Annotated in this window: 15 protein-coding genes and 3 tRNA genes; 15 read left to right on the top strand and 3 right to left on the bottom strand. The window is 58.3% G+C overall.

Going from position 1 to position 21068, the window contains the following annotated elements; genetic code table 11:
* Positions 1-76 precede the first annotated feature (76 nt).
* The 5 genes from ACUN8C_RS11065 (at position 77) to ACUN8C_RS11045 (ending at position 7364) form a co-directional block, all read left to right on the top strand.
* Entirely contained in the window at positions 77-1174 is a 1098-nt protein-coding gene (locus ACUN8C_RS11065) for a threonine aldolase family protein (protein WP_445619272.1), read from the top strand.
* 273 nt (positions 1175-1447) lie between these two features.
* Positions 1448-3370, top strand: a complete 1923-nt coding sequence (locus ACUN8C_RS11060) for a PrkA family serine protein kinase (RefSeq protein ID WP_445619271.1) — start codon at positions 1448-1450, stop codon at positions 3368-3370.
* 82 nt (positions 3371-3452) lie between these two features.
* Positions 3453-4751 (top strand): YeaH/YhbH family protein, encoded by a 1299-nt coding sequence (locus ACUN8C_RS11055; protein ID WP_445619270.1) that lies wholly within the window; start codon positions 3453-3455, stop codon positions 4749-4751.
* Entirely contained in the window at positions 4748-6298 is a 1551-nt protein-coding gene (locus ACUN8C_RS11050) for a SpoVR family protein (RefSeq protein ID WP_445619269.1), read from the top strand. Before ACUN8C_RS11055 ends, ACUN8C_RS11050 begins: the two co-directional genes overlap by 4 nt.
* Before the next feature lie 205 nt (positions 6299-6503).
* Positions 6504-7364, top strand: a complete 861-nt coding sequence (locus ACUN8C_RS11045; protein ID WP_445619268.1) for a DNA/RNA non-specific endonuclease — start codon at positions 6504-6506, stop codon at positions 7362-7364.
* Positions 7365-7631: 267 nt separating this feature from the next.
* Here ACUN8C_RS11045 and ACUN8C_RS11040 read toward each other — a convergent pair.
* From ACUN8C_RS11040 to ACUN8C_RS11030, 3 genes are all read right to left on the bottom strand, one after another.
* A tRNA-Leu gene (locus ACUN8C_RS11040) sits at positions 7632-7718 on the bottom strand.
* Positions 7719-7766: 48 nt separating this feature from the next.
* Positions 7767-7853, bottom strand: a tRNA-Leu gene (locus ACUN8C_RS11035).
* A gap of 93 nt (positions 7854-7946) precedes the next feature.
* Positions 7947-8033: transfer RNA gene (locus tag ACUN8C_RS11030), tRNA-Leu, on the bottom strand.
* Between the two features lie 226 nt (positions 8034-8259).
* Between ACUN8C_RS11030 and rnr the strand changes: the two genes are divergently transcribed.
* The 10 genes from rnr to ACUN8C_RS10980 all read left to right on the top strand — a co-directional run bounded on the left by rnr (position 8260) and on the right by ACUN8C_RS10980 (position 21026).
* The gene (rnr, locus tag ACUN8C_RS11025; RefSeq protein ID WP_445619267.1) at positions 8260-10851 is read left to right on the top strand and encodes a ribonuclease R; all 2592 of its coding nucleotides are present in this window, start codon (positions 8260-8262) and stop codon (positions 10849-10851) included.
* On the top strand, positions 10848-11720 hold the full coding sequence (gene rlmB, locus ACUN8C_RS11020) for a 23S rRNA (guanosine(2251)-2'-O)-methyltransferase RlmB (protein WP_445619266.1): 873 nt from the start codon (positions 10848-10850) through the stop codon (positions 11718-11720). Before rnr ends, rlmB begins: the two co-directional genes overlap by 4 nt.
* Before the next feature lie 201 nt (positions 11721-11921).
* A complete protein-coding gene (gene rpsF / locus ACUN8C_RS11015) occupies positions 11922-12356 on the top strand; it encodes a 30S ribosomal protein S6 (protein ID WP_108842507.1) in 435 nt (144 codons plus the stop codon).
* A 41-nt stretch (positions 12357-12397) separates the two neighbouring features.
* Positions 12398-12625 (top strand): 30S ribosomal protein S18, encoded by a 228-nt coding sequence (gene rpsR, locus ACUN8C_RS11010; RefSeq protein WP_086622313.1) that lies wholly within the window; start codon positions 12398-12400, stop codon positions 12623-12625.
* 12 nt (positions 12626-12637) lie between these two features.
* The gene (locus ACUN8C_RS11005; protein ID WP_445619265.1) at positions 12638-13489 is read left to right on the top strand and encodes a hypothetical protein; all 852 of its coding nucleotides are present in this window, start codon (positions 12638-12640) and stop codon (positions 13487-13489) included.
* A gap of 12 nt (positions 13490-13501) precedes the next feature.
* Positions 13502-13948, top strand: a complete 447-nt coding sequence (gene rplI / locus ACUN8C_RS11000; protein ID WP_108842505.1) for a 50S ribosomal protein L9 — start codon at positions 13502-13504, stop codon at positions 13946-13948.
* A 193-nt stretch (positions 13949-14141) separates the two neighbouring features.
* Complete coding sequence (dnaB, locus tag ACUN8C_RS10995) at positions 14142-15527, top strand: replicative DNA helicase (RefSeq protein ID WP_445619264.1); 1386 nt, start codon at positions 14142-14144, stop codon at positions 15525-15527.
* Positions 15528-15614: 87 nt separating this feature from the next.
* The gene (locus ACUN8C_RS10990) at positions 15615-15911 is read left to right on the top strand and encodes a hypothetical protein (RefSeq protein WP_445619263.1); all 297 of its coding nucleotides are present in this window, start codon (positions 15615-15617) and stop codon (positions 15909-15911) included.
* Between the two features lie 253 nt (positions 15912-16164).
* Positions 16165-20097, top strand: coding sequence for an amino acid adenylation domain-containing protein (locus tag ACUN8C_RS10985; protein ID WP_445619262.1), 3933 nt, complete (start codon positions 16165-16167; stop codon positions 20095-20097).
* A complete protein-coding gene (locus ACUN8C_RS10980) occupies positions 20094-21026 on the top strand; it encodes a hypothetical protein (RefSeq protein WP_445619261.1) in 933 nt (310 codons plus the stop codon). The genes ACUN8C_RS10985 and ACUN8C_RS10980 overlap by 4 nt, the downstream gene beginning before the upstream one ends.
* Positions 21027-21068: the final 42 nt, after the last annotated feature.

Below are 21068 nucleotides of genomic sequence, written 5' to 3'. Positions count from 1 at the left end.
ATGCTTGAACTGTCATGCCATGGATCGAGTGATCCTCGATCGGCAAGCCGATAACAATCAGCAGGACAACCTCAACATGACTATCCCAGGTTTCAGCAATACTGTCGCTACCAGCGACATTGCCATTGCCTCTCCGCGTTTTCTTGCCAGCGACAACACATCGGGCATCTGTCCCGAGGCCATGCATTATTTGCTTCAGGCTAACGAGCAGGATGATCTGGCCTACGGCAACGATGTCTGGACCGAGCGCGCATCGAGCCATTTCAGAACGCTTTTTGAGGCAGACTGCGAAATATTTTTCGTCTTCAACGGGACCGCGGCAAATTCTCTGGCTCTGGCTTCCCTTTGCCAGTCCTATCACGGTGTTATCTGCCATCAGCTGGCGCATATCGAAACCGACGAGTGCGGTGGGCCGGAATTTTTTTCCAATGGTTCAAAGCTTTTGCCGGTGGATACGCCCATGGGCAAGCTCACGCCTGAAGGCATTGCCAGCGTCGTGACACGACGCAACGATATTCACTATCCACGCCCCAGGGTGGTGTCCATCACTCAGGCCACCGAGGTGGGTACGCTTTACTCCCTTGAGGAGCTGCAGGCCATTCGTGAGGTGGCTGATCAACACGATCTCAGAATCCACATGGATGGCGCTCGCTTTGCCAACGCCTGCGCCTCGCTGAATGTGACGCCTGCCGAGATGACCTGGAAGGCCGGCGTGGATGTCCTGTGTTTTTCAGGCACCAAAAACGGTCTGGCCTTCGGTGAAGCCATCGTCTTTTTCGATCGTGAGCTGGCGCGCGATTTTGAATACCGCTGCAAGCAGGCCGGCCAGCTGGCCTCCAAGATGCGCTTTGTCAGTGCGCCCTGGCTTGGGCTTCTGGAAAACGATGTCTGGCTTGCCAATGCCCGCCATGCCAATGCCATGGCAAGGCGTCTGGTCAATGGCGTGCGTGATATCGAGGGTGTTGAGGTCATGTTTCCCGTGCAGGCCAACAGCGTCTTTCTTGAAGTGCCTGCCCTGGCACAACAGTACTTGCGCGATTGCGGATGGACGTTTTATACCTTTATAGGGGAGGGTGGTGTTCGCTTTGTCTGTAGCTGGAACACATCCGAGACACTGATCGACGCGCTGGTGGCTGACCTTCGCCAGGCACTGGCACAACACGATCAACAGTGATATTGATAAGACATCTTTCCTGACACCGATGCGGCATCGCCTCATGCCGCATCGCCTGAATCAAGCAGGGGTGTTATCCGGTGTGTTCCCGGGTCAACACGACCAACCATCCTCGTTGTAACGCCTGACAGTGCTTTCCATAAGCGAGAAAGAACCTTCGATAAGCAAGAAAGAACCTTCGATAAGCGGGAGTGCCGCAGTGGCTGATTGATTTCACGGAAATGACGAGCGTGCGTACGGCAGGACACACCGTCGCCACTCAAGGAGAAGTTCATGAGCATTTTTGATCATGTGCAGCATCGCTTTGAGCGCACCCTCCAGGAAGAGATGAGTCTTCAGGAGTATCTTGAACTCTGTCGCAAGGACCCGGAGGCCTACGCCAGCGCTTCCGAGCGCATGCTCAGAGCCATCGGTGAGCCGGAAGTCATTGATACGGCCAAAACCCCCCGCCTTTCCCGTATTTTTTCCAACAAGCTGATCCGTCGCTATCCCGCCTTTGCCGAATTTCATGGCATGGAAGAGGCGATCGAGCAGATCGTTGCCTATTTCCGCCACGCCTCTCAGGGGCTTGAAGAGCGCAAGCAGATTCTCTATCTGCTTGGTCCGGTCGGCGGCGGCAAGTCCTCGATTGCCGAGCGTTTGAAGGCGCTGATGGAGCAGATTCCCTTTTATGCCATCAAGGGCTCACCGGTGCATGAGTCACCGCTGGGGCTTTTCAGCCCCGATGAGGACGGTGACACGCTGGAAAGCGAATACAACATTCCAAAGCGTTACATGCGCAGTGTCATGTCGCCCTGGGCGGCCAAGCGGCTGCGCGAATATGGCGGCGATATTTCCCGTTTTCGAGTCGTCAAGGTCTACCCGTCACGACTCAATCAGATCGCGATCTCCAAGACCGAGCCGGGAGATGAGAACAATCAGGACATCTCCTCGCTGGTCGGCAAGGTCGATATCCGCAAGCTTGAGCTCTTTTCTCAGGATGATCCGGACGCCTACAGCTTCTCGGGCGGGCTATGTCGTGCCAATCAGGGATTGATGGAGTTTGTGGAGATGTTCAAGGCGCCGATCAAGGTGCTGCATCCACTTCTGACCGCCACCCAGGAGGGCAACTACAACCCGACCGAGGGCATGGGGGCCATTCCCTTCGACGGGGTGATTCTGGCGCACTCCAATGAAAGTGAGTGGCAGCAGTTTCGCAATAATCGCAACAATGAGGCCTTTTTGGACCGTGTGTACATGGTCAAGGTGCCTTATTCACTGCGCGTCTCCGAAGAGATGAAAATCTATGAAAAGCTGTTGCAGCACTCCTCACTCTCCCATGCGCCCTGTGCGCCGGATACGCTGCGGATGCTGGCACAGTTTTCAGTGCTTTCAAGGCTCAAGGAGCCGGAAAACTCCAGCATCTACTCCAAGATGCGCATCTATGACGGGCAGAATTTGAAGGATACCGACCCTCGCGCACGCTCGATTCAGGAGTACCGGGACAGCGCCGGCGTAGATGAGGGGATGGAAGGGTTGTCGACCCGCTTTGCCTTCAAGATTCTCTCCAAGGTCTTCAATTTCGACTCCAGCGAAGTGGCGGCCAACCCGGTACATCTTCTGTATGTGCTCGAGCAGCGCCTTGAGCAGGAGCAGTTGCCGCGTGAGGTACACGACCGCTACCTGCGCTTTATCAAGGAGTATCTGGCGCCACGCTATGTCGACTTCATCGGCAAGGAGATTCAGACCGCCTATCTGGAGTCCTACTCCGAGTACGGTCAGAACATTTTCGATCGTTACGTGACCTACGCCGATTTCTGGATTCAGGATCAGGAGTTTCGCGACCCGGAAACCGGCGAACTGCTGGACCGCCAGGCACTCAACGAAGAGCTCGAGAAGATCGAAAAGCCGGCCGGCATCTCCAATCCGAAGGATTTTCGTCACGAAGTGGTCAATTTCGTGTTGCGAGCACGGGCACAAAACGAGGGGCTCAACCCCAGCTGGCAGTCCTATGAAAAGCTCAAGGGCGTGATCGAACACAAGATGTTTGCCAACACCGAAGAGCTTTTGCCTGTCATCTCGTTCAATGCCAAGGCCTCCAACGACGATCGCAGAAAGCACGAGGATTTTGTCGATCGCATGGTTGCGCGCGGCTATACCGAAAAGCAGGTGCGTTTGCTGTCGGAATGGTATCTGCGCGTGCGCAAGTCCCAGTAAGCGGGTGGCGCCGGCAGCCCCGGTGCCCATTCCCACCCTGATACGGGGCAGCCGGCCTGATCGGTCTGCAGGAGGTGGTGACGTGAGCTATTTCATCGATCGGCGCAGCAATGCCCGCCACAAGAGTGCGGTCAACCGGCAGCGCTTTTTAAAACGCTATCAAAAGCATATCAAGCGCGCCGTGGAGGATTCGGTCAATCGGCGCTCGATCACCGACATGGAGCGCGGCGAGAAAGTCAGTATTCCGGGCCGGGACATTTCCGAGCCCGTGTTCCGTCATGGCAAGGGCGGACGGCGCACGGTGGTCAGTCCCGGTAACCGCGAATTTGCCGAAGGGGATCGAATGCGTCGCCCTCACGGCAGCGGTGGCGGTGGAGGAAGCGGCGAAGGATCCGCCTCCAATCAGGGCGAAGGGGTCGACGAGTTTGCCTTTACGCTGTCCCGAGACGAATTTCTGAGCTTCATCTTTGATGGCCTTGAATTGCCGCATCTGGAGCGCAAGCAGCTGGCCGATATGGCAGAAAGTCGGCCCGTGCGGGCGGGGCTCTCCCGACAGGGGGTGCCTGCCCGCATGAACATCGTGCGTTCGATGCGCGAGGCGCAGGCCCGCCGCATTGCCATGCGTGCGCCCATCCGGCGAGCCCTGCTGGAGGCACAAAAAGCGCTGGAGGAAGAAGAGCGCAAGGATCCCGTTTTGCGCCATCCCGGGCGCATACGTGAACTCAAGGAAGAGATCGAACGGCTGGAGAAGCGTATCGAAGCCGTCCCCTTCATTGATACCTATGATCTTCGCTACAACCATATCACCGACCAGCCGCAGCCTTCCAACAAGGCGGTCATGTTCTGTGTCATGGATGTTTCGGGGTCCATGACCCAGAACCACAAGGACATCGCCAAGCGCTTTTTTCTGCTGCTTTATCTGTTCCTCGAGCGGGACTATGAGCGGGTCGAGCTGGTGTTCATTCGCCACCATACCTCCGCACGCGAAGTCGATGAAGAAGCCTTTTTCTATTCCCGTGAAACGGGGGGCACCATTGTCTCCAGTGCGCTGCATCTGCTCGATGAGATCATCGAGGCGCGCTATCCGCCGGCACAGTGGAATCTGTATGTGGCCCAGGCCAGTGATGGCGACAACTGGGATGATGACTCCGTGCAGTGCCGTCAGATCCTCTCGGACGCCCTGATGCCCAGGCTTCAGTATTACGCCTATGTCGAAATCACCCCGCATGCTCACCAGGCCCTCTGGGAGGAGTACACGCGCGTACAGGACCGCTATCCCGAACGGTTTGCCATGCGTCAGATCGTTCAGCCCGGCGATATCTATCCGGTCTTTCGTGAACTCTTCAAAAGCCGCCAGGGCAGCCAGGAGGCTCGCTCATGAGCACATCCTACAAGCCGATTCATGATGAAGACTTTCTGGGGCAGGGGTCTGACTGGTCCTTTGATGACCTTGAACATTACGAGCGAGAGATTGCCCGTATTGCCGGTGAATTCCGTCTGGATACCTATCCTAACCAGATCGAGATCATCACCTCCGAACAGATGATGGATGCCTACTCCAGCATCGGCATGCCGGTGGGGTATAGCCACTGGTCATTTGGCAAACAGTTTTTGTCCGTCGAACAGGCCTATAAACGCGGTCAGATGGGACTGGCCTATGAACTGGTGATCAACTCCGATCCCTGCATCGCCTATCTGATGGAAGAAAATACCCTGATGATGCAGATTCTGGTCATAGCGCATGCCTGTCATGGCCACAATTCGTTTTTCAAGGGCAACTATCTCTTCCGCGCCTGGACCGACGCCTCTGCCATCGTGGACTATCTGGTCTTTGCCCGTCGCTATGTCAGCGAGTGTGAGGAGCGCCATGGTGTCGAGGCCGTCGAACAGCTGCTTGATGCCTGTCATGCGCTGCAAAATCAGGGTGTGGATCGCTACAAGCGGCCTTCTGCCATATCGGCGGAGGAGGAGGCACGCCGTCAGCAGGAGCGGGAAGGCTATCTGCAGCAGCAGATCAACACGCTCTGGAGCACCATTCCACAGTTGCGCGCGGCCGATGGCCGAAATGCCGATGGTGAGGCGCAAGGCCTCGACAAGCCTTCACGCTACCCGTCAGAGCCTCAGGAGAACCTGCTCTACTTCATCGAGAAGAATGCGCCCCTGCTGGCGCCATGGCAGCGCGAGATCGTGCGCATCGTGCGCAAGCTGGCGCAGTATTTTTACCCGCAGCGTCAGACACAGGTCATGAATGAGGGGTGGGCCACTTTCTGGCACTACAACATCATGCACCGTCTCTACGATGAAAAACTGATTGATGAGGGCGTGATGCTGGAGTTTCTCCAGTCGCATACGGCGGTGGTGGCGCAGCCGGGCTTTGACAGCCCCTGGTATAACGGCATTAACCCTTACGCGCTGGGATTTGCCATGTTCAGCGATATTCAGCGCATCTGTACTGCCCCGACCGAGGAGGATCGGGCCTGGTTTCCGGAGATGGCCGGCAGCGACTGGCTCGATACCGTGCATTTTGCCATGCACAACTTCAAGGACGAATCGTTCATTCAGCAGTTTCTGTCCCCAAAGGTGATGCGAGACATGAAGCTCTTTGCGCTACTTGATGATGATCAGGATGACATGATCGAGATTTCGGCCATTCATGATGATCGTGGCTACAAGCGAATTCGCGAGGCGCTGTCATTGCAGTACTCACTGGGGCACAGGGAGCCTGATATTCAGGTCTGGGCCGCCAATATTCACGGCGACCGGTCACTGGTGCTGCGCCATGAGCGAACGCAGCGACGACCGCTGGATGATGCGCTTTCGCCGGTCATGCATTATCTCCATCAGCTGTGGGGATTTCCCATCGTGCTGGAGGTGGTCGAAAACGGTGACGTGGTGGACCGCCACGACTGGCCACAGACTGGCGGATAAACGTTCACTTGCGTGACTGGAGTGCAGTGTTTTTCATGACGAGCCTCGGGGCTCGTTTTTTTTAGTCGTATCAGCAGCCTGTCATTGACTGCGGTATACTCGCCGCCGCCCGGAAGGGCCGTTTTCGAGCATACGGTCACGGTTGAAAATGCAGTGATTTTTGAACATCCAGTGGCTTTTGAACATACAGTGGCAGGGGATGGATATGGCGCGGCGACGTCCGGGACTTTTAAAGCGCTTGCGGCGCATGAGTGGTGCCGGGCTTTTGGCAACGGCGGTCATGTATGGGCTGTGGTATTACCAGGAGCGCACGTACTGGGAGCAGATGAGCTGGATGGGCACGCCCCAGGCTGAAATCTGGTATGACTGGAAAACGCTTAACCGCACGCTGCGCAGCGATGGATTCCTGACAGGCTGGTCGGATCTGCGGGCCAATCCCTTATGGACCGTTTATCGCCTCAACCGGGTAAATCATCCCGCCATCGGCGCGCGTCCGGGGCATTTCAGTGATGACTGGCGCACGCTTTGGCCGGTGACCAGCGATGATTATACCGGCAGTGGTTATGACCGCGGTCATCAGGCGCCCAATTACGCCATTGCTGCGGTGTATGGTCGTCAGGCGCAGCTCGATACCTTTCAGATGAGCAACATTTCGCCGCAAAGGCCCGACCTCAACCGGCGTGTATGGCAGCGGCTGGAAGAGGTAGTGATCGATGAATTCGCTGACCGATTTGGCACGCTCTGGGTGACCACAGGCCCCATCTTCGATGATGACATCAAGCGAATGTCATCGTTTATCGAAATTCCGGATGCCTTTTACAAGATTGTCGTGGCGCCGGGAAATGCCAGTACGCCGCCAAAAATGATTGCCTTTATCGTGCCCCAAAGTGTCCGGGGCGATGAGCCGCTCGACCGTTTTCTGGTCAGCGTCGATGAGATCGAGGCGCGCACAGGATTTAATTTTTTCAGCGAATTACCGGATAAAATGGCTGATCGCCTCGAGTCCGGAGTGAATACCCGGGGCTGGGGGCTTGAACGTGTCGCCAGACAACCTGCCCGCTATTGATGCCTGCCTGTCATGACGCCGATACGGGCGGTGTCATGGCGGTATGGTTGCTGATGACGGGGCAAGTGCTGGTGATATGACAGCGTTAAACATGTTTCAGGATACGGCTGGCGGATCACGATGGCGTCAGGCGAAATCGCAGATATACCGTATTGGCAAAAAGCCGATACAGGCAAGGAAAGTCAGCGGGATAGAGAGGGATGCTGCAAGGATGTGTCGAGGGGATAACGACGTATCGAGGATGAAGCAATGTACTAGGAAAAAACATGGTGCCCGGGAAAGGACTTGAACCTTCACGACCATACGGTCACTAGCACCTGAAGCTAGCGCGTCTACCAATTCCGCCACCCGGGCAGGGTGTCATCAGTCCGAAGACCGTGATGAAAGCGATGTCTGATCAACTGGTGCCCGGAAGAGGACTTGAACCTCCACGACCATACGGTCACTAGCACCTGAAGCTAGCGCGTCTACCAATTCCGCCATCCGGGCGTTGATCATACGATACTGCTATACAGTTAAATTACTGCTACCTGAAGTTCGACAGGCGTTTCTTTCTGTCTTTTCACCGTCTCGTTTTTGAGATGGTGCCCGGAAGAGGACTTGAACCTCCACGACCATACGGTCACTAGCACCTGAAGCTAGCGCGTCTACCAATTCCGCCATCCGGGCAGGTGGGCCGAAATAATACGCAATTTTTTGAGTGATGCAAGAGGTGAAGGCCAGCAAAAGCCATTTTTTTACACCCTGCAACGTTTTCAAGGTAATAAAGGGGTTTGGGTCGTCCTGTCGAGACCGCTATAATCGGTGCCATGAAGACAAGACACCCTATTATCCCGCGCCCGCTGCTCGCCATCTTGCCCGGTATCACAAGACAACCATTTCAGGGAAGCAATCTATGAGTCAATGGACGCCAGCCGACGATCCGCAAGCGGAACGTGAGGCCAGTCAATATGACAACCCGGTCCCCAGTCGTGAATACCTTCTGCAGATTCTGACCGAGCACGGCAAGCCCATCGCACATGAAGATGTCAGCAGGTTGTTGGGCATCGAGGATGAGGATCGCCTGGAAGCGGTCCGCCGACGCCTGTCTGCCATGGAGCGTGATGGGCAGGTACTGCGCCACAAAAGTGGTGCTTTCGAAATTATTGATCCTGACTTGCTGCTGGATGGTCGCGTGGTCGGCCATCGCGATGGCATCGGCTTCTTTGTGCGCGATGACAAGCAAAAACCGGATCTGGTCATTCCGCCGCGCCAGATGCGCCGTCTCTTTGATGGGGATCGCGTGCGTGTGCGTGTCAGCGGCAAGGATCGACGGGGCAGGGAAGAGGCCAGCGTCAACGAAATTCTCGAACGCAACACGCCGACGCTCATCGGTCTGTATCGCAAGCGCGGCGATGATATTGCCGTGGTGGTACCCGAAAACAGCCGTATTGCTCATGAGGTCATCATCGAGCAGGGCGCTGCCAACGGTGCCGAGGATGGCCAGGTGGTCGAGGTGCGTATTACCACGCAGCCCGGTTTGCGTCAGCAGCCCATCGGCGAGGTAACTGAAGTGCTGGGCGAGCGTATGGACCCCGGCATGGAAATCGATATCGCCATTCGCGAACATGATATCCCGGCCGAGTTCCCGGTCGAGGTACTGGATCAGATCCGCGACATGAGCGAGGAGGTCCTCGACGAGGACAAGCAGCAGCGTGTTGATCTGCGTGACTGGCCGCTGGTCACTATCGACGGTGAAGACGCCAAGGACTTTGACGACGCCGTTTATGCCTGGAAGACCAAATCCGGCGGCTGGAAGCTGATTGTGGCCATTGCCGATGTCTCGCATTACGTCGAGGTCGATTCGCCGCTGGACCGCGAGGCCTGGCAGCGAGGCAATTCGGTTTACTTCCCCGGTCAGGTCGTGCCCATGCTGCCGGAGCTATTGTCCAACGGACTGTGCTCGATCAATCCGGACGTCGACAGGCTCTGCATGGTCTGCGAGATGAACATCTCGCAACGCGGTGAGATCAGCCGCTACAAGTTCTATGAAGGCGTGATGCGCTCGCATGCGCGGCTGACCTACAACAAGGTCGGCACCATGCTTGAAGAGGCTGGCAGCGAAGAAGGTCAGGCCCTGCGCGGCGAATACGCACACGTCGTCAAGCCGCTGGAAGCGCTGCACGGGCTTTACAAAACGCTGCGCCAGGCACGTACTGTCCGCGGCGCCATCGATTTTGAAACGACCGAAACCCAGATCGTTTTCAATGAGCAGCGCAAGATCGAGCGCATCGTGCCGCGGACCCGCAATGATGCCCACAAGCTGATCGAAGAGTGCATGCTGGCGGCCAACGTGGCCACCGCGCGCTTTCTTGAAAAGCACAAGCTGCCGGCGCTTTATCGCGTTCACGCTTCGCCCTCTGATGAAAAGCTCGCCACGCTGCGTGCGTTTTTGGGCGAGCTGGGTCTGACGCTGGGCGCCAGTGGCGAAAAGGGCAAGTCCACGCCGCAGGATTTCCAGACGCTTCGTGAAGTGATCAATGGCCGTCCGGATGCCGATATCATTCAGACTGTCATGCTGCGCAGCATGAACCAGGCCGTTTATTCGCCGCACAATGAGGGCCATTTTGGGCTGGCCTATGCCGCCTACGCGCACTTTACGTCGCCGATCAGGCGCTATCCTGATCTGCTGGTGCATCGCGCCATTCGCTCGGTCATTCGCAGTCAGCGTGAATCGACCAACGTGGAGCGTGTGGAAGGTGCGGCCAACAACGAACCGCAGCGCTGGTGCCCGTATAACTTCGAACAGATGGTCGCCATGGGTGAGCATTGCTCGATGACCGAGCGGCGTGCCGATGAAGCCACGCGCGATGTCGAGGACTGGCTCAAGTGCGAGTTCATGGCCGACAAGGTCGGTGATGTCTTCGAAGGCGCCATCGCCTCGGTTACCCAGTTTGGCCTGTTTGTGCGGCTCAACGAGCACTTTGTCGAGGGGCTGGTGCATATCACCAATCTGCCTTCCGACTATTACCAGTATGAAGCCGAGCGTCATCAGCTCAAGGGCGATCGCAGCGGCGTGACCTATCGTCTCGGCGATGGCGTCACCGTTCAGGTGGCTCGTGTCGATCTCGATGACCGCAAGATCGATTTCATGCTGACCGATGCCAAACCCCAGTCGCGTCGCCGTATTCGCAAGCCCGGTACCGATGCACCGGCCCGTGACAGCAAGGCGCCTGCCGAAACGGATGCGCCGAGCAAGAAGCGTCGCAAGTCCCGCCCGGGCAAGAAGGAACGTCTGCGCCGTCGGGAAGAGAAGGCCTCCAGCACAGAGGCACCCGATACCCTGAAGGCTGAAGAAGACGCAGCCGAGCGGAAGTCTCGTAAACGTAGTGACAAGTCTGCCAGCGTCAGCGGTAGTGATCCCGACAAGCGAAAGAGCGGCAAAGCCAAAAGCAGTGGCGAGAAAAAAGGCAAGCGTGAGACTGACAAGGGCCGTCGCAAGTCATGAAAGGCGATCATCAGCGCAGTGGTAAAAGTGGCAAACGCGGCGGCAGCAAGCCACAGGAGCAACGCCGGCAGCAGAGTGCTGGCCGTGGCAAGGGCGGTGGTCACTCGGGTGCCCGGGCTGGCGCGCCGCGCGGGCTTGATGCTGTTCATGGCGTTCATGCCGTCGAAACCCTGCTGGCACGCCAGCAGGTGCCCGTTGAGCTCTGGGTGCAGGAAGGTCAGGCAGAAAAACGCCTGGCCGATATCCAGCAGCAGGCCACCACGCTCGGGGCGCGCCTTGTGCTTCAGCCTCGTGAGGTGCTCGATCAGATCGCCGAAGGGGCTCATCAGGGGGTGATTGCTTTTTGTGAGCCACTGGTCGCCGACAATGAGGCCTCTCTTTTCTGGCAGCTTGACGCGCGGGCTGATCAATCACCGCTGCTTCTGGTGCTTGATGGCGTCACCGATGTGCATAACTTCGGAGCCTGTCTGCGTTCGGCCGATGCGGCAGGCGTCATTGGCGTGATGGTCGCCAAGGACCGCTCGGCGCCGCTTAATGCCACGGTGCGAAAGATTTCCTGTGGCGGTGCCGAAAGCGTGCCGGTGTATCAGGTCACCAATCTGGCAAGAGCTCTGGTACGGCTGAAGGAATACGGTATGCAGGTTCTGGGCGCCGCGGGAGAAGCCGAGGCTCTGGTTCACGATGTCGACCTGCGTGGGCCCACCGCGCTGGTCATGGGGGCCGAAGGCAAGGGCCTTCGACGCCTGACGCGTGAGCACTGTGATCAGCTGGTCAAGCTTCCCATGGCCGGTCAGGTGTCGAGTCTCAATGTGTCGGTGGCCACTGGCATCTGTCTGTTTGAAGCGGTGCGTCAGCGAAGCACCCACTGATCCTTTTACTTGCAAGCGGCGGGCCATCTCCCTACAATTGTGCGGTTTCGCGGCGGCTACGGCCGCCGAATGCATTTGCAGGGCATCGAGACAACATCCTCGGGCCTGCCCTTGTAACGAAAAATACCCTTCTATCAACTCCTTGCTTCCCATGGCGGATATGTCTGTCATCGAGAAGCTGTCAAACCGAAAGGAGACACCATGCGTCATTACGAAATCGTGGTCATGGTCCATCCGGACCAGAGCGAGCAGGTGCCTGCCATGATCGAGCGCTATACCGGCCTCGTGACTGAAAACGGCGGTACTGTTCATCGTCTTGAAGATTGGGGCCGTCGTCACCTGGCTTACCCGATCAACAAGATCCACAAGGCTCACTACGTTCTGATGAACGTGGAATGCAGCGGCGAAACACTGGCTGAACTGGAAAACATCTTCCGTTTCAACGATGCCATTATTCGCAACATGGTCGTGCGTTGCACTGAAGCGGTCACTGAAGCATCTCCGATGATGAAAGCGGCAGATGAGAAGGGACGCCGTCGCGAGCGCTCCGATGATGACCGCCCGCGTGAACGCTCTGATTCTGACGACGATCGCCCGCGCGAACGCTCTGACGAGTCGACCGAAGCTGCCTCCTGAGCTGATGCTCTGGCCTGAATCCACCTACTGGAGAGACTGACATGGCCCGTTTTTTCCGTCGTCGCAAGTTTTGCCGCTTCACCGCCGAAGGCGTGAAGTACATTGACTACAAGGACCTCGACACGCTGAAAGCCTACGTGACCGAGACCGGCAAGATTGTCCCGAGTCGTATCACCGGTACACGTGCACGCTATCAGCGTCAGCTGGCTACCGCGATCAAGCGCGCTCGTTATCTGGCCCTGCTGCCCTACACCGACAGCCACCAGTAAGCTGCATACGCCATGCAGGGTTTCGCTCGCTGGATAATGCAGAGTACGCCACGCGCGGTGGGTGTGGCGCTACTGGGCTCACTGGTCCCATGGCTTTTCTGGCTGTCTGCTGCCATCAGCGCGCTGGTGACGCTGCGCCGCGGTTTTGGGCCGGCATCACCGGTCGTACTGGCCGCCGCAGTGCCGGCAGGCTGGTGGTGGATGCAGGGAGATGCCATACCGCTGGCCAGCGTTTTGCTGGTGACGGTGATGGCCATTATTCTGCGAGAGCGATTTCGCTGGGGGGAAACCCTGCTGGCAGGGGCCATTGTGGTGGCCGTGTTGATCCAGATTGGGGTCTTCGCACCACCTGATGCCTCGCAACTGATTGAGGAAGTACGCGCCCAGGCGCCGGAGATTGACGAGCTGCTTCGGCAGTACGCAAGCCAGGGTGTGCCGGTTGAACAACTGGCACGATTGATGATCTCGGCCGTTACCGGTCTGATGGTCATGCTGGCCGCGACCGCCTGCCTTGCGCTGGCGCGCAGCTGGCAGGCGGCTTTGTACAATCCCGGCGGTTTTCGAGAAGAGTTCCATCGCTTTCGCCTGTCGAGGCTGGAACTTGCCGGGGTGGTCCTGATGACTGCCGTTGGCCTTCTGGGTGCGTTGCCGGGTGCTGTCCTGATGGCCTGGGTACCTCTTCTGGTAGCGGGTATTGCCCTGGTGCACGGTGTTGTAGGTGTAAAGTCCATGAGAGGGTTCTGGCTGGTCGGCTTTTATGCCTTGCTGCTGACCACCTGGCCCACGTTAGTGATTGTGCTGCTGCTGGCGCTGATAGATACCTTTGCGGATTTCCGCACGCGTCTGATCGGCAGTCAACGTTAAGAGGTCCACGAGATGGAAGTCATTCTGCTCGACAAGCTCGGCAAGCTGGGAGATCTGGGCGACCAGGTTACCGTCAAGCCGGGTTACGGTCGTAATTACCTGGTGCCCTACGGTTTGGCCGTTCCGGCAACCAAATCCAACGTCGACGCCTTCGAAACGCGCCGTGCCGAACTTGAAGCCAACGCTGCAGAGCGTCAGGCCGAAGCCGAGCGCCGCGCTGAAGAGCTGTCCGAAATCGAGCTGTCGCTCGTTGCTCGCGCCGGTGAAGAAGGCAAGCTGTTCGGTTCCATCGGTCCGCGCGATCTGGCTGATGCCATCGCTCAGGCGGGTATCGATGTCGCACGCAGCGAAGTGCGCATGCCGACAGGCCCGATTCGCCAGACCGGCGAATATGACATCGAACTGCGTCTGCACTCCGATGTTACTGCCAGCGTTCGCGTAGTCGTTGTTGCTGAATAAGCCATATTGATGGCACTGCGCATATCGATGATATGCCACGAGAAGGGGCACCTTGTGTGCCCCTTTTTTTAATGACTGTTTTCAACGACTGTTCAAGCGCGGAAGAGGTCATGACATGTTCTTCCCGCGAGCGTAGGCTATGATCCTGCGTTGAATTACTCTCCCTGGTAAGTCGTCATGGTTAATCGTCCTCATGAGTGAAGTGATCGAATTTGATCGGGAAACCGCTGCACTCAAGGTGCCGCCACACTCGCTTGAAGCCGAGCAGTCCGTTCTGGGTGGCCTGATGCTGGACAATCAGGCCTGGGACGAGATCGCCGACCGCCTGGTCAGCGATGACTTCTACCGTATCGAGCATCGCGATGTCTTCAAGGCCATGGTGCGTCTGGCAGAAGAGGGCCGTCCGTTCGATGTGGTGACGCTCTCTGAAGAGCTTGAATCGCATGACCGTCTGGGGCGTGTAGGCGGATTGTCCTATCTGGCCGAGCTTGCTCGTAATACGCCTTCTGCCAGCAATATCCGCGCCTATGCCGATATCGTGCGCGAGCGTGCCACGCTGCGAAAACTGATTGCTGCGGCCAATCAGATTGCCGAAGGGGCCTTCAATCCGCAGGGACGTAACGCGGACGAGCTGGTCAATGAAGCCGAGCGGCTGGTGTTTCAGATCTCCGAATCCCGCCCCAAGACCGGCGGGGCCATTGGCATGAGCGATCTACTCAGCAAGGCAGTGGACCGCATCGATGAGCTTTTCAATCTCAAGGGGCAGATGACGGGGCTGTCGACCGGCTTTCGCGATCTGGACGACATGACCTCCGGCCTGCAGCCTTCTGATCTGGTGATCGTGGCGGGGCGCCCATCGATGGGCAAGACCACCTTCGCCATGAACCTGGTCGAACACGCCGTGGTCAGCAGTGACAAGGCGGTAGTGGTCTTCTCGATGGAGATGCCGGCTGACTCGCTGATGCTGCGCATGATTTCCTCGCTGGGTCGCATCGATCAGACCCGGGTGCGTAACGGGCAGCTCGAAGACGAGGACTGGCCGAGGCTGACTTCTGCGGTCAACCTGCTCAAGGACAAGCAGCTCTACGTCGATGATACCGCCGCGCTCTCACCCAATGAGATGCGCTCGCGAAGCCGGCGTATTGCGCGTGATGCCGGCGGCATTGGTCTGATAATGATCGATTACCTGCAGCTGATGCAGGTGCCGGGCATGTCGGAAAACCGGACCGCGGAGATCTCGGAAATTTCGCGCTCGCTCAAGGGTCTGGCCAAGGAATTCAACTGCCCGGTCGTGGCACTGTCGCAGCTTAACCGCTCGCTTGAACAGCGACCCAACAAGCGTCCGGTGATGTCGGACCTGCGTGAATCCGGCGCCATTGAGCAGGACGCGGACGTGATTGCCTTCGTCTATCGTGACGAGGTGTATAACAAGGACAACCCTGACAACAAGGGACTGGCCGAACTGATTATCGGTAAGCAGCGTAACGGTCCCATCGGCACCGTACACATGGCCTTTATCGGCAAGTACACCCGGTTTGAGGATCTGGCGCCGGGCAGTTACGGCCAGTACGAAGAGTAAACCGCACGCTGTGCGCGTTCTGATGGATAAAACAAGGTGCTCCGAGCGCCATTTCCCTTTTTCCTGATAAGCCTGACAGGAGTCAATATGCCGGCTGGATACCGTCGCGGCGGACGTCGTCAACCCAAACTGGAAGCACGCGGTACGCTTGAAAGTGTCGAAACCGAAGGGCCCTTCAAGGAGTGGCTGGGGATGCCGGACCTTTACCGGCACACCCTGACCGTTGATGGCGAGATCTACTCCTATCAGGTTGAAGACGCCGCGCTGGATGTCGCGATAGGCGACTATGTCGTGTTTCGCTACAAGGAGACCAAGGCCGGGCGCTGGATTGACCGCCGTTCGCTGGGTGTCGCCATTGATCCGGCGACCTTCAATCGCGAGTAGACCTTCGGGGCCGGATGTCGGCGTCGTGCTCAAGACCTGCGGGACCGAATGATGCCATTCGGTCCCGTTTTGCATTCAAGCGGGCCGTAACAGGAAATACCGGCTGTTTCGTTTGAAATGAGAAGCATTATTATTTAAATTCAGGCATCTATCCGTTTATACGGTGTCGGTGATCAGGCGAGGTTACCTGCTCTGGCCGGCAAGCCGTTATCAGAACCCGCACAGGGGTGGTATTGCAGAAGATGGTGATCTCATGAGTCAGGCCGATTTTCTTCCCGTCAGCGGCGCACAGGCCGGTATCTGGTACGGCCAGCAGAGCAGTGCCCGTCAGGGAGGATACTCCACCGCACAGTGTCTCGAGTTCACCGGTGCCATTGATGTTGATCGGCTGGCGCTGGCAGCAGCAATGGCGGTCAGTGAGGCCGATGGTCTTTTTGAAGGGTTTGTGGCCACTGACAGTGGTCCGGCAAGGCGTAAAGGCGAGACCGCGCAGCGAGCGGATCTCCCCGAGATCATCGATCTACGCGACAACCGCGATGCCCGGGAGCTGGCCTGGCAGCAGATGGCCGAGCGCCGTGAGGTGCCTTTCGCACTGCAGCCGGGACCGCTCTATCGCCAGGCGCTCTGGCGGCTGGCAGACGATCACGTGCTCTGGTGGCTCAACATGCACCATGTGGCGGCCGATGCCTGGGCCTACGGGCTGATTCAACAGCGTGCCGCCGAGCACTATATTGCGCTGGGCAGCGGAGAGAACGTCAAATCCTCCTGGTATGGCAGCATTGAGCGCGTCATCGAAGAAGAGCAGCGCTATCTGGCCGGTCCGGCGCTTGAGCAGGACCGTGATCACTGGAAGGTAATGTTTGCCGATGACCCCGAGCCCGTTTCTCCCTCTGGCCGATTTGCCCCGGCGCAGCCTCATGCGCTGCGCTGCGAAATGACGCTGGATCATGAGCAGAGCCAACAGTTTCACGCTCGATGCACCGAACAAAAGCAGGGACTGGCCGAAGCCATTCTGGCTGCCAGCGGTGCCTGGTATGCGCGTATGTGTCAACGATCCGATGTCACGCTGGGCGTCCCCATGATGGGACGTATGCAGGGCGCTGCGCTGCGCACGCCCATGACTCAGGTCAATATGTTGCCGCTGCGTCTTCGTGATGACTTCAGCGCTACCCCCCTCCAGTGGTGCCGGTCCGCGGCAGAGTCGCTCGGGGCGATAAGGCGTCATCAGCGCTATCGCCATGAATGGCTGCTGCGCGATCTGGGGCGTCGTCCCGGCCGGCGTCCGCTTCTGGGCATGCACGTTAATGTGCTGCCCTTTGATTCAAGCGGTCAATGGCCGCAAAGCCGGGTCCACAAACATCATCTGGTGGCAGGGCCGGTCGATGACCTGGTCTTTTCGGTCTATCTTGGCGGCGACAGCGAGGCCATGCGGCTGGCGCTTGATGGTAATCCGGCGCTGTATGACCAGAACGAGCTCCAGTGGCATCTTGCGCGGCTGGCGCAGTGGCTTGTGAATTTCATGTCAGCCCCCGAGACGCCCTTAGGCGAGCTGAAACTGATCCTCCCGGAGGATCACCAGGCGCTTTTGCAGTTCAATGCCACGGATCATCCGGTAGAAGAGACCCATATGGCGACGCTGTTCGAGCGTCAGGTCCATGAGACGCCCACTGCGACAGCACTGGTGGCCAATGGGAAAGTGCTGGACTATCAAACGCTGGGGGCACGGGTGCAGGCGTTGGCTGATCGACTGCACGTTAATGGCGTACAGCCCGGTGATGCCGTCGGCGTAGCGCTGCCAAGGTCGCTGGAAATGCAGGTGGCGCTGCTGGCCATTCATCATGCAGGGGCGGCCTGGCTGCCATTGCCGCTGGAATATCCGGACGCGCGATTGGCGGATATTATCGCACGCGCTGCCCCCCGGGTGATTTTAAGCCATGAGGCGCAGCGTGCCCGCTTTGCGCCGGCGCCTGTCCTGAATATGCCCCTGGCAGAAAGCGATAACGGCCAGACGCTCATTCCCGGCAGCCCTGCGCAGCGTGACCCACGACTGGGCGCCTATGTTCTCTTTACTTCCGGTTCGACCGGCAAGCCCAAGGGCGTGCTGGTTGAGCATCACGCCATTGTTAACCGCATTCTCTGGATGCAGGGAAGCTATGCGCTGGGAGAAAACGACCGGGTGCTGCAGAAAACGCCCAATGGCTTTGATGTGTCGGTATGGGAGTTTCTCTGGCCCATGGTCAGCGGCGCGGCACTGGTCATGGCACGTGAAGGCGGCCACCGCGAACCGCGCTATCTGATCGATACCATCATTGATGAAGCGATTACCACGCTGCACTTTGTGCCCTCGATGCTCGATATCCTGCTGGATGAACTCGGTGATCGAGACGTCGAGCGCATGGGTGCCCTGCGTCAGGTGTTTGTCAGCGGCGAGGCGCTGTCACGGGAGCTGGAACAACGCTTTTTGACACGCCTGCCCGGGGTGGCGCTGCACAATCTGTATGGCCCTACCGAGGCCGCCGTCGATGTCAGTGCCTGGCAATGTCATGATTCGGACACCGGCAGCAGTGTGCCCATTGGTGCGCCGATCTGGAACACGCACCTGCATGTGCTGGATGCGAATTTCCAGCCGGTACCGGTTGGGATGCCCGGCGAGCTTTATATTGCCGGTCGCAATCTGGCGCGAGGGTATCTGGGCCAGCCGGAGCTGACCGCCGAGCGCTTTATCGATTGCCCGGCGGTGGAGGCTGATTCGAGACTTTATCGTACCGGCGATCTGGCCCGCTGGCGCTTTGATGGCGTGCTCGAGTATCTCGGGCGCATCGATCATCAGGTCAAGCTGCGAGGGCAGCGTCTGGAACTGGGTGAAATCGAGTCCGTCCTGCTGTCTCATGAGGGGGTGGCGCACGCGGTGGTCAGCGTCCATGGCAGCGGCAATAGCGCCCGGCTGGTCGGGTATATCGTCCCCCGGGGTAGCGATGCGCCATCACTGGAGGGTCTCAAGCGCCACCTGGCCCGTGCGCTGCCGGATTACATGGTGCCCGGGGTCATCATGGTGCTGGCGGCGCTGCCGCTGAGCGCCAATGGCAAGCTTGACCGTCGCGCTCTGCCGGTGCCCGAGTCCCATGAGGAAAGCGTGGCGCCGGTCAGTCCACGCCAGCAGATCATGGCCGAGCTGTTTGCCGAAGCACTCGATCTTGAGCGAGTAGGCATTCGGGATAACTTCTTCGATCTGGGGGGCAACTCGTTGAACGCGCTGAGGCTGGTGCGTCGTTTAAACGAGGCGCTGGGCACCCGGCTCACGATTGCCACACTGTTTGAGGCGCCCACCATCGAGGCGCTGGATGCGCTCGATATGCAGGACATGGCCGCTGGCGGGCTGGATGTTGTGCTGCCGCTGCGGGAAAGTGGCACAGCGTCTCCCGTATTCTGCATTCATCCGGCGGGTGGGCTGGCCTGGTGCTATGCAGGCCTTGCACGGGCGCTGCCATCGCGCTATCCCCTGTACGGGCTGCAGGCACGCGGGCTGCTGCCTGAAAGCCGTCTGCCGGACACCATGGAGGAGATGGCGCGCGACTACATTGCCCGAATGCGTCGCATTCAGCCTCATGGGCCCTATCGTCTGCTGGGCTGGTCGGTCGGCGGCATGATTGCGCACACCATGGCCGCCCTGCTGGAGGGTGAGGGAGAAACGGTGGACATGCTGGCGCTGCTGGATGCCTATCCGGCCGATCTCTGGCGCGACATGACGCCACCCGATGAGGGCATGGCGCTGGAGGCGCTCCTGCGTATTGCAGGGCTTGCCGACAGGTCATTGTCAGAAGATGGCGGGACGCGCCGGGCCCAGGTGATCGCCCTGTTGCAGCGTGAGGGCAGTGCGCTCGGTCAGCTGTCATCACAGACGCTGGATGCGCTGGTGGATGTGGTCATCAACAACAGTCGTCTGGTACGTGAAAGTCGCCATCTCGTGTTCAGCGGTGACATGCACTTCTTTACCGCGGCCACGCCTCGTGAAGAACACTGGCTGGATCGGTGCGCCTGGCAGCCCTATGTGGGCGGCCGCATCCTCAATCTGGACCTGCCGGCCACGCATCCGGAGCTGATGCACCCGGCGCATCTGGCAACGATTGCGCAGCATTTAATGGCAGTGCTTGAACCTCAAACAGACTGCTGCGATAGCGTGTCATGACGGCCGTTCGGCCCGAGACGCTTCTGGCGGATATTCTTCAGCGTCGTTCTCTGGTGGGGCTTGGTGAAATTCACTGGTGCCCACAAGTGATGGTTGAAATCACCGCGCTTTTGGAAAATCCGGCGCTTGAGGGAACGTTTGATGACATTGTTGTCGAATTTGGCAGTGCACGTCATCAGGCATGGATTGATCGCTATATTGGCGGTGAAGACATGGAGGAGAGCGGGCTTGAAGCCGTCTGGCGGGATACGCTCTATTTTCTGCTGTGGAGCCCACCGGTTTATGCCGATTTTTTCAGGCGTCTGCGTGCGCTCAACCTGAAGCGTTCGCTTGATCGCCGTGTTCGCGTGGTACTGGCAGAACCTGCCCTTGATTGGGAAACGCTGGATGGTGACGCCTTTGCACGCTGGCATGAAGCGCGTGAAAGGGCCTATGCTGAACGGGTCGAACAGGAAGTGCTCGATCGCGGGCGGCGTGCGGTTCTAGTGTTTGGTCTGCGCCATTTGACCCATCACTCGCTGCCCGGGGCACCATACAGGCCGCTGGCAGAGCGGCTGGTTAAGCGCGAGCCAGGGATTATCGAGCTGATTCATCCTTATCATGGGGAAAAGGGTGTCTTTTCAGGCGATCACCTTTCGCTGGATGTCCGTCATAATGGTCTAATGATACCCGCTGCTGCCGAGTCCTCGGGCGGCCCTGCCATGATCGACCATATCTGGTATCTCGGTGACCTCGAGCGCCGGATCGCGCTACCTGATGCACTTTTTGCCGATACGACCTGGCTTGCCACGATCGTGGCACGACTGCAACGTCTGGGTGAACACCACCTTGCGCGTGCCCGAAAAATGATGACAGCGCCGCAAAGGGCCATCTTTGATGACTGGCTGGTGCATCACCATGACGATTTTGGCACAGGTCCGACAGCATAGTATCAAGCGTTTCAACACTGGAAAGACAATGTCGGCGCTGAC

It is taken from the genome of Kushneria sp. Sum13 (genome assembly GCF_052692355.1).
This window is presented reverse-complemented; position numbering and strand designations above follow the sequence as displayed.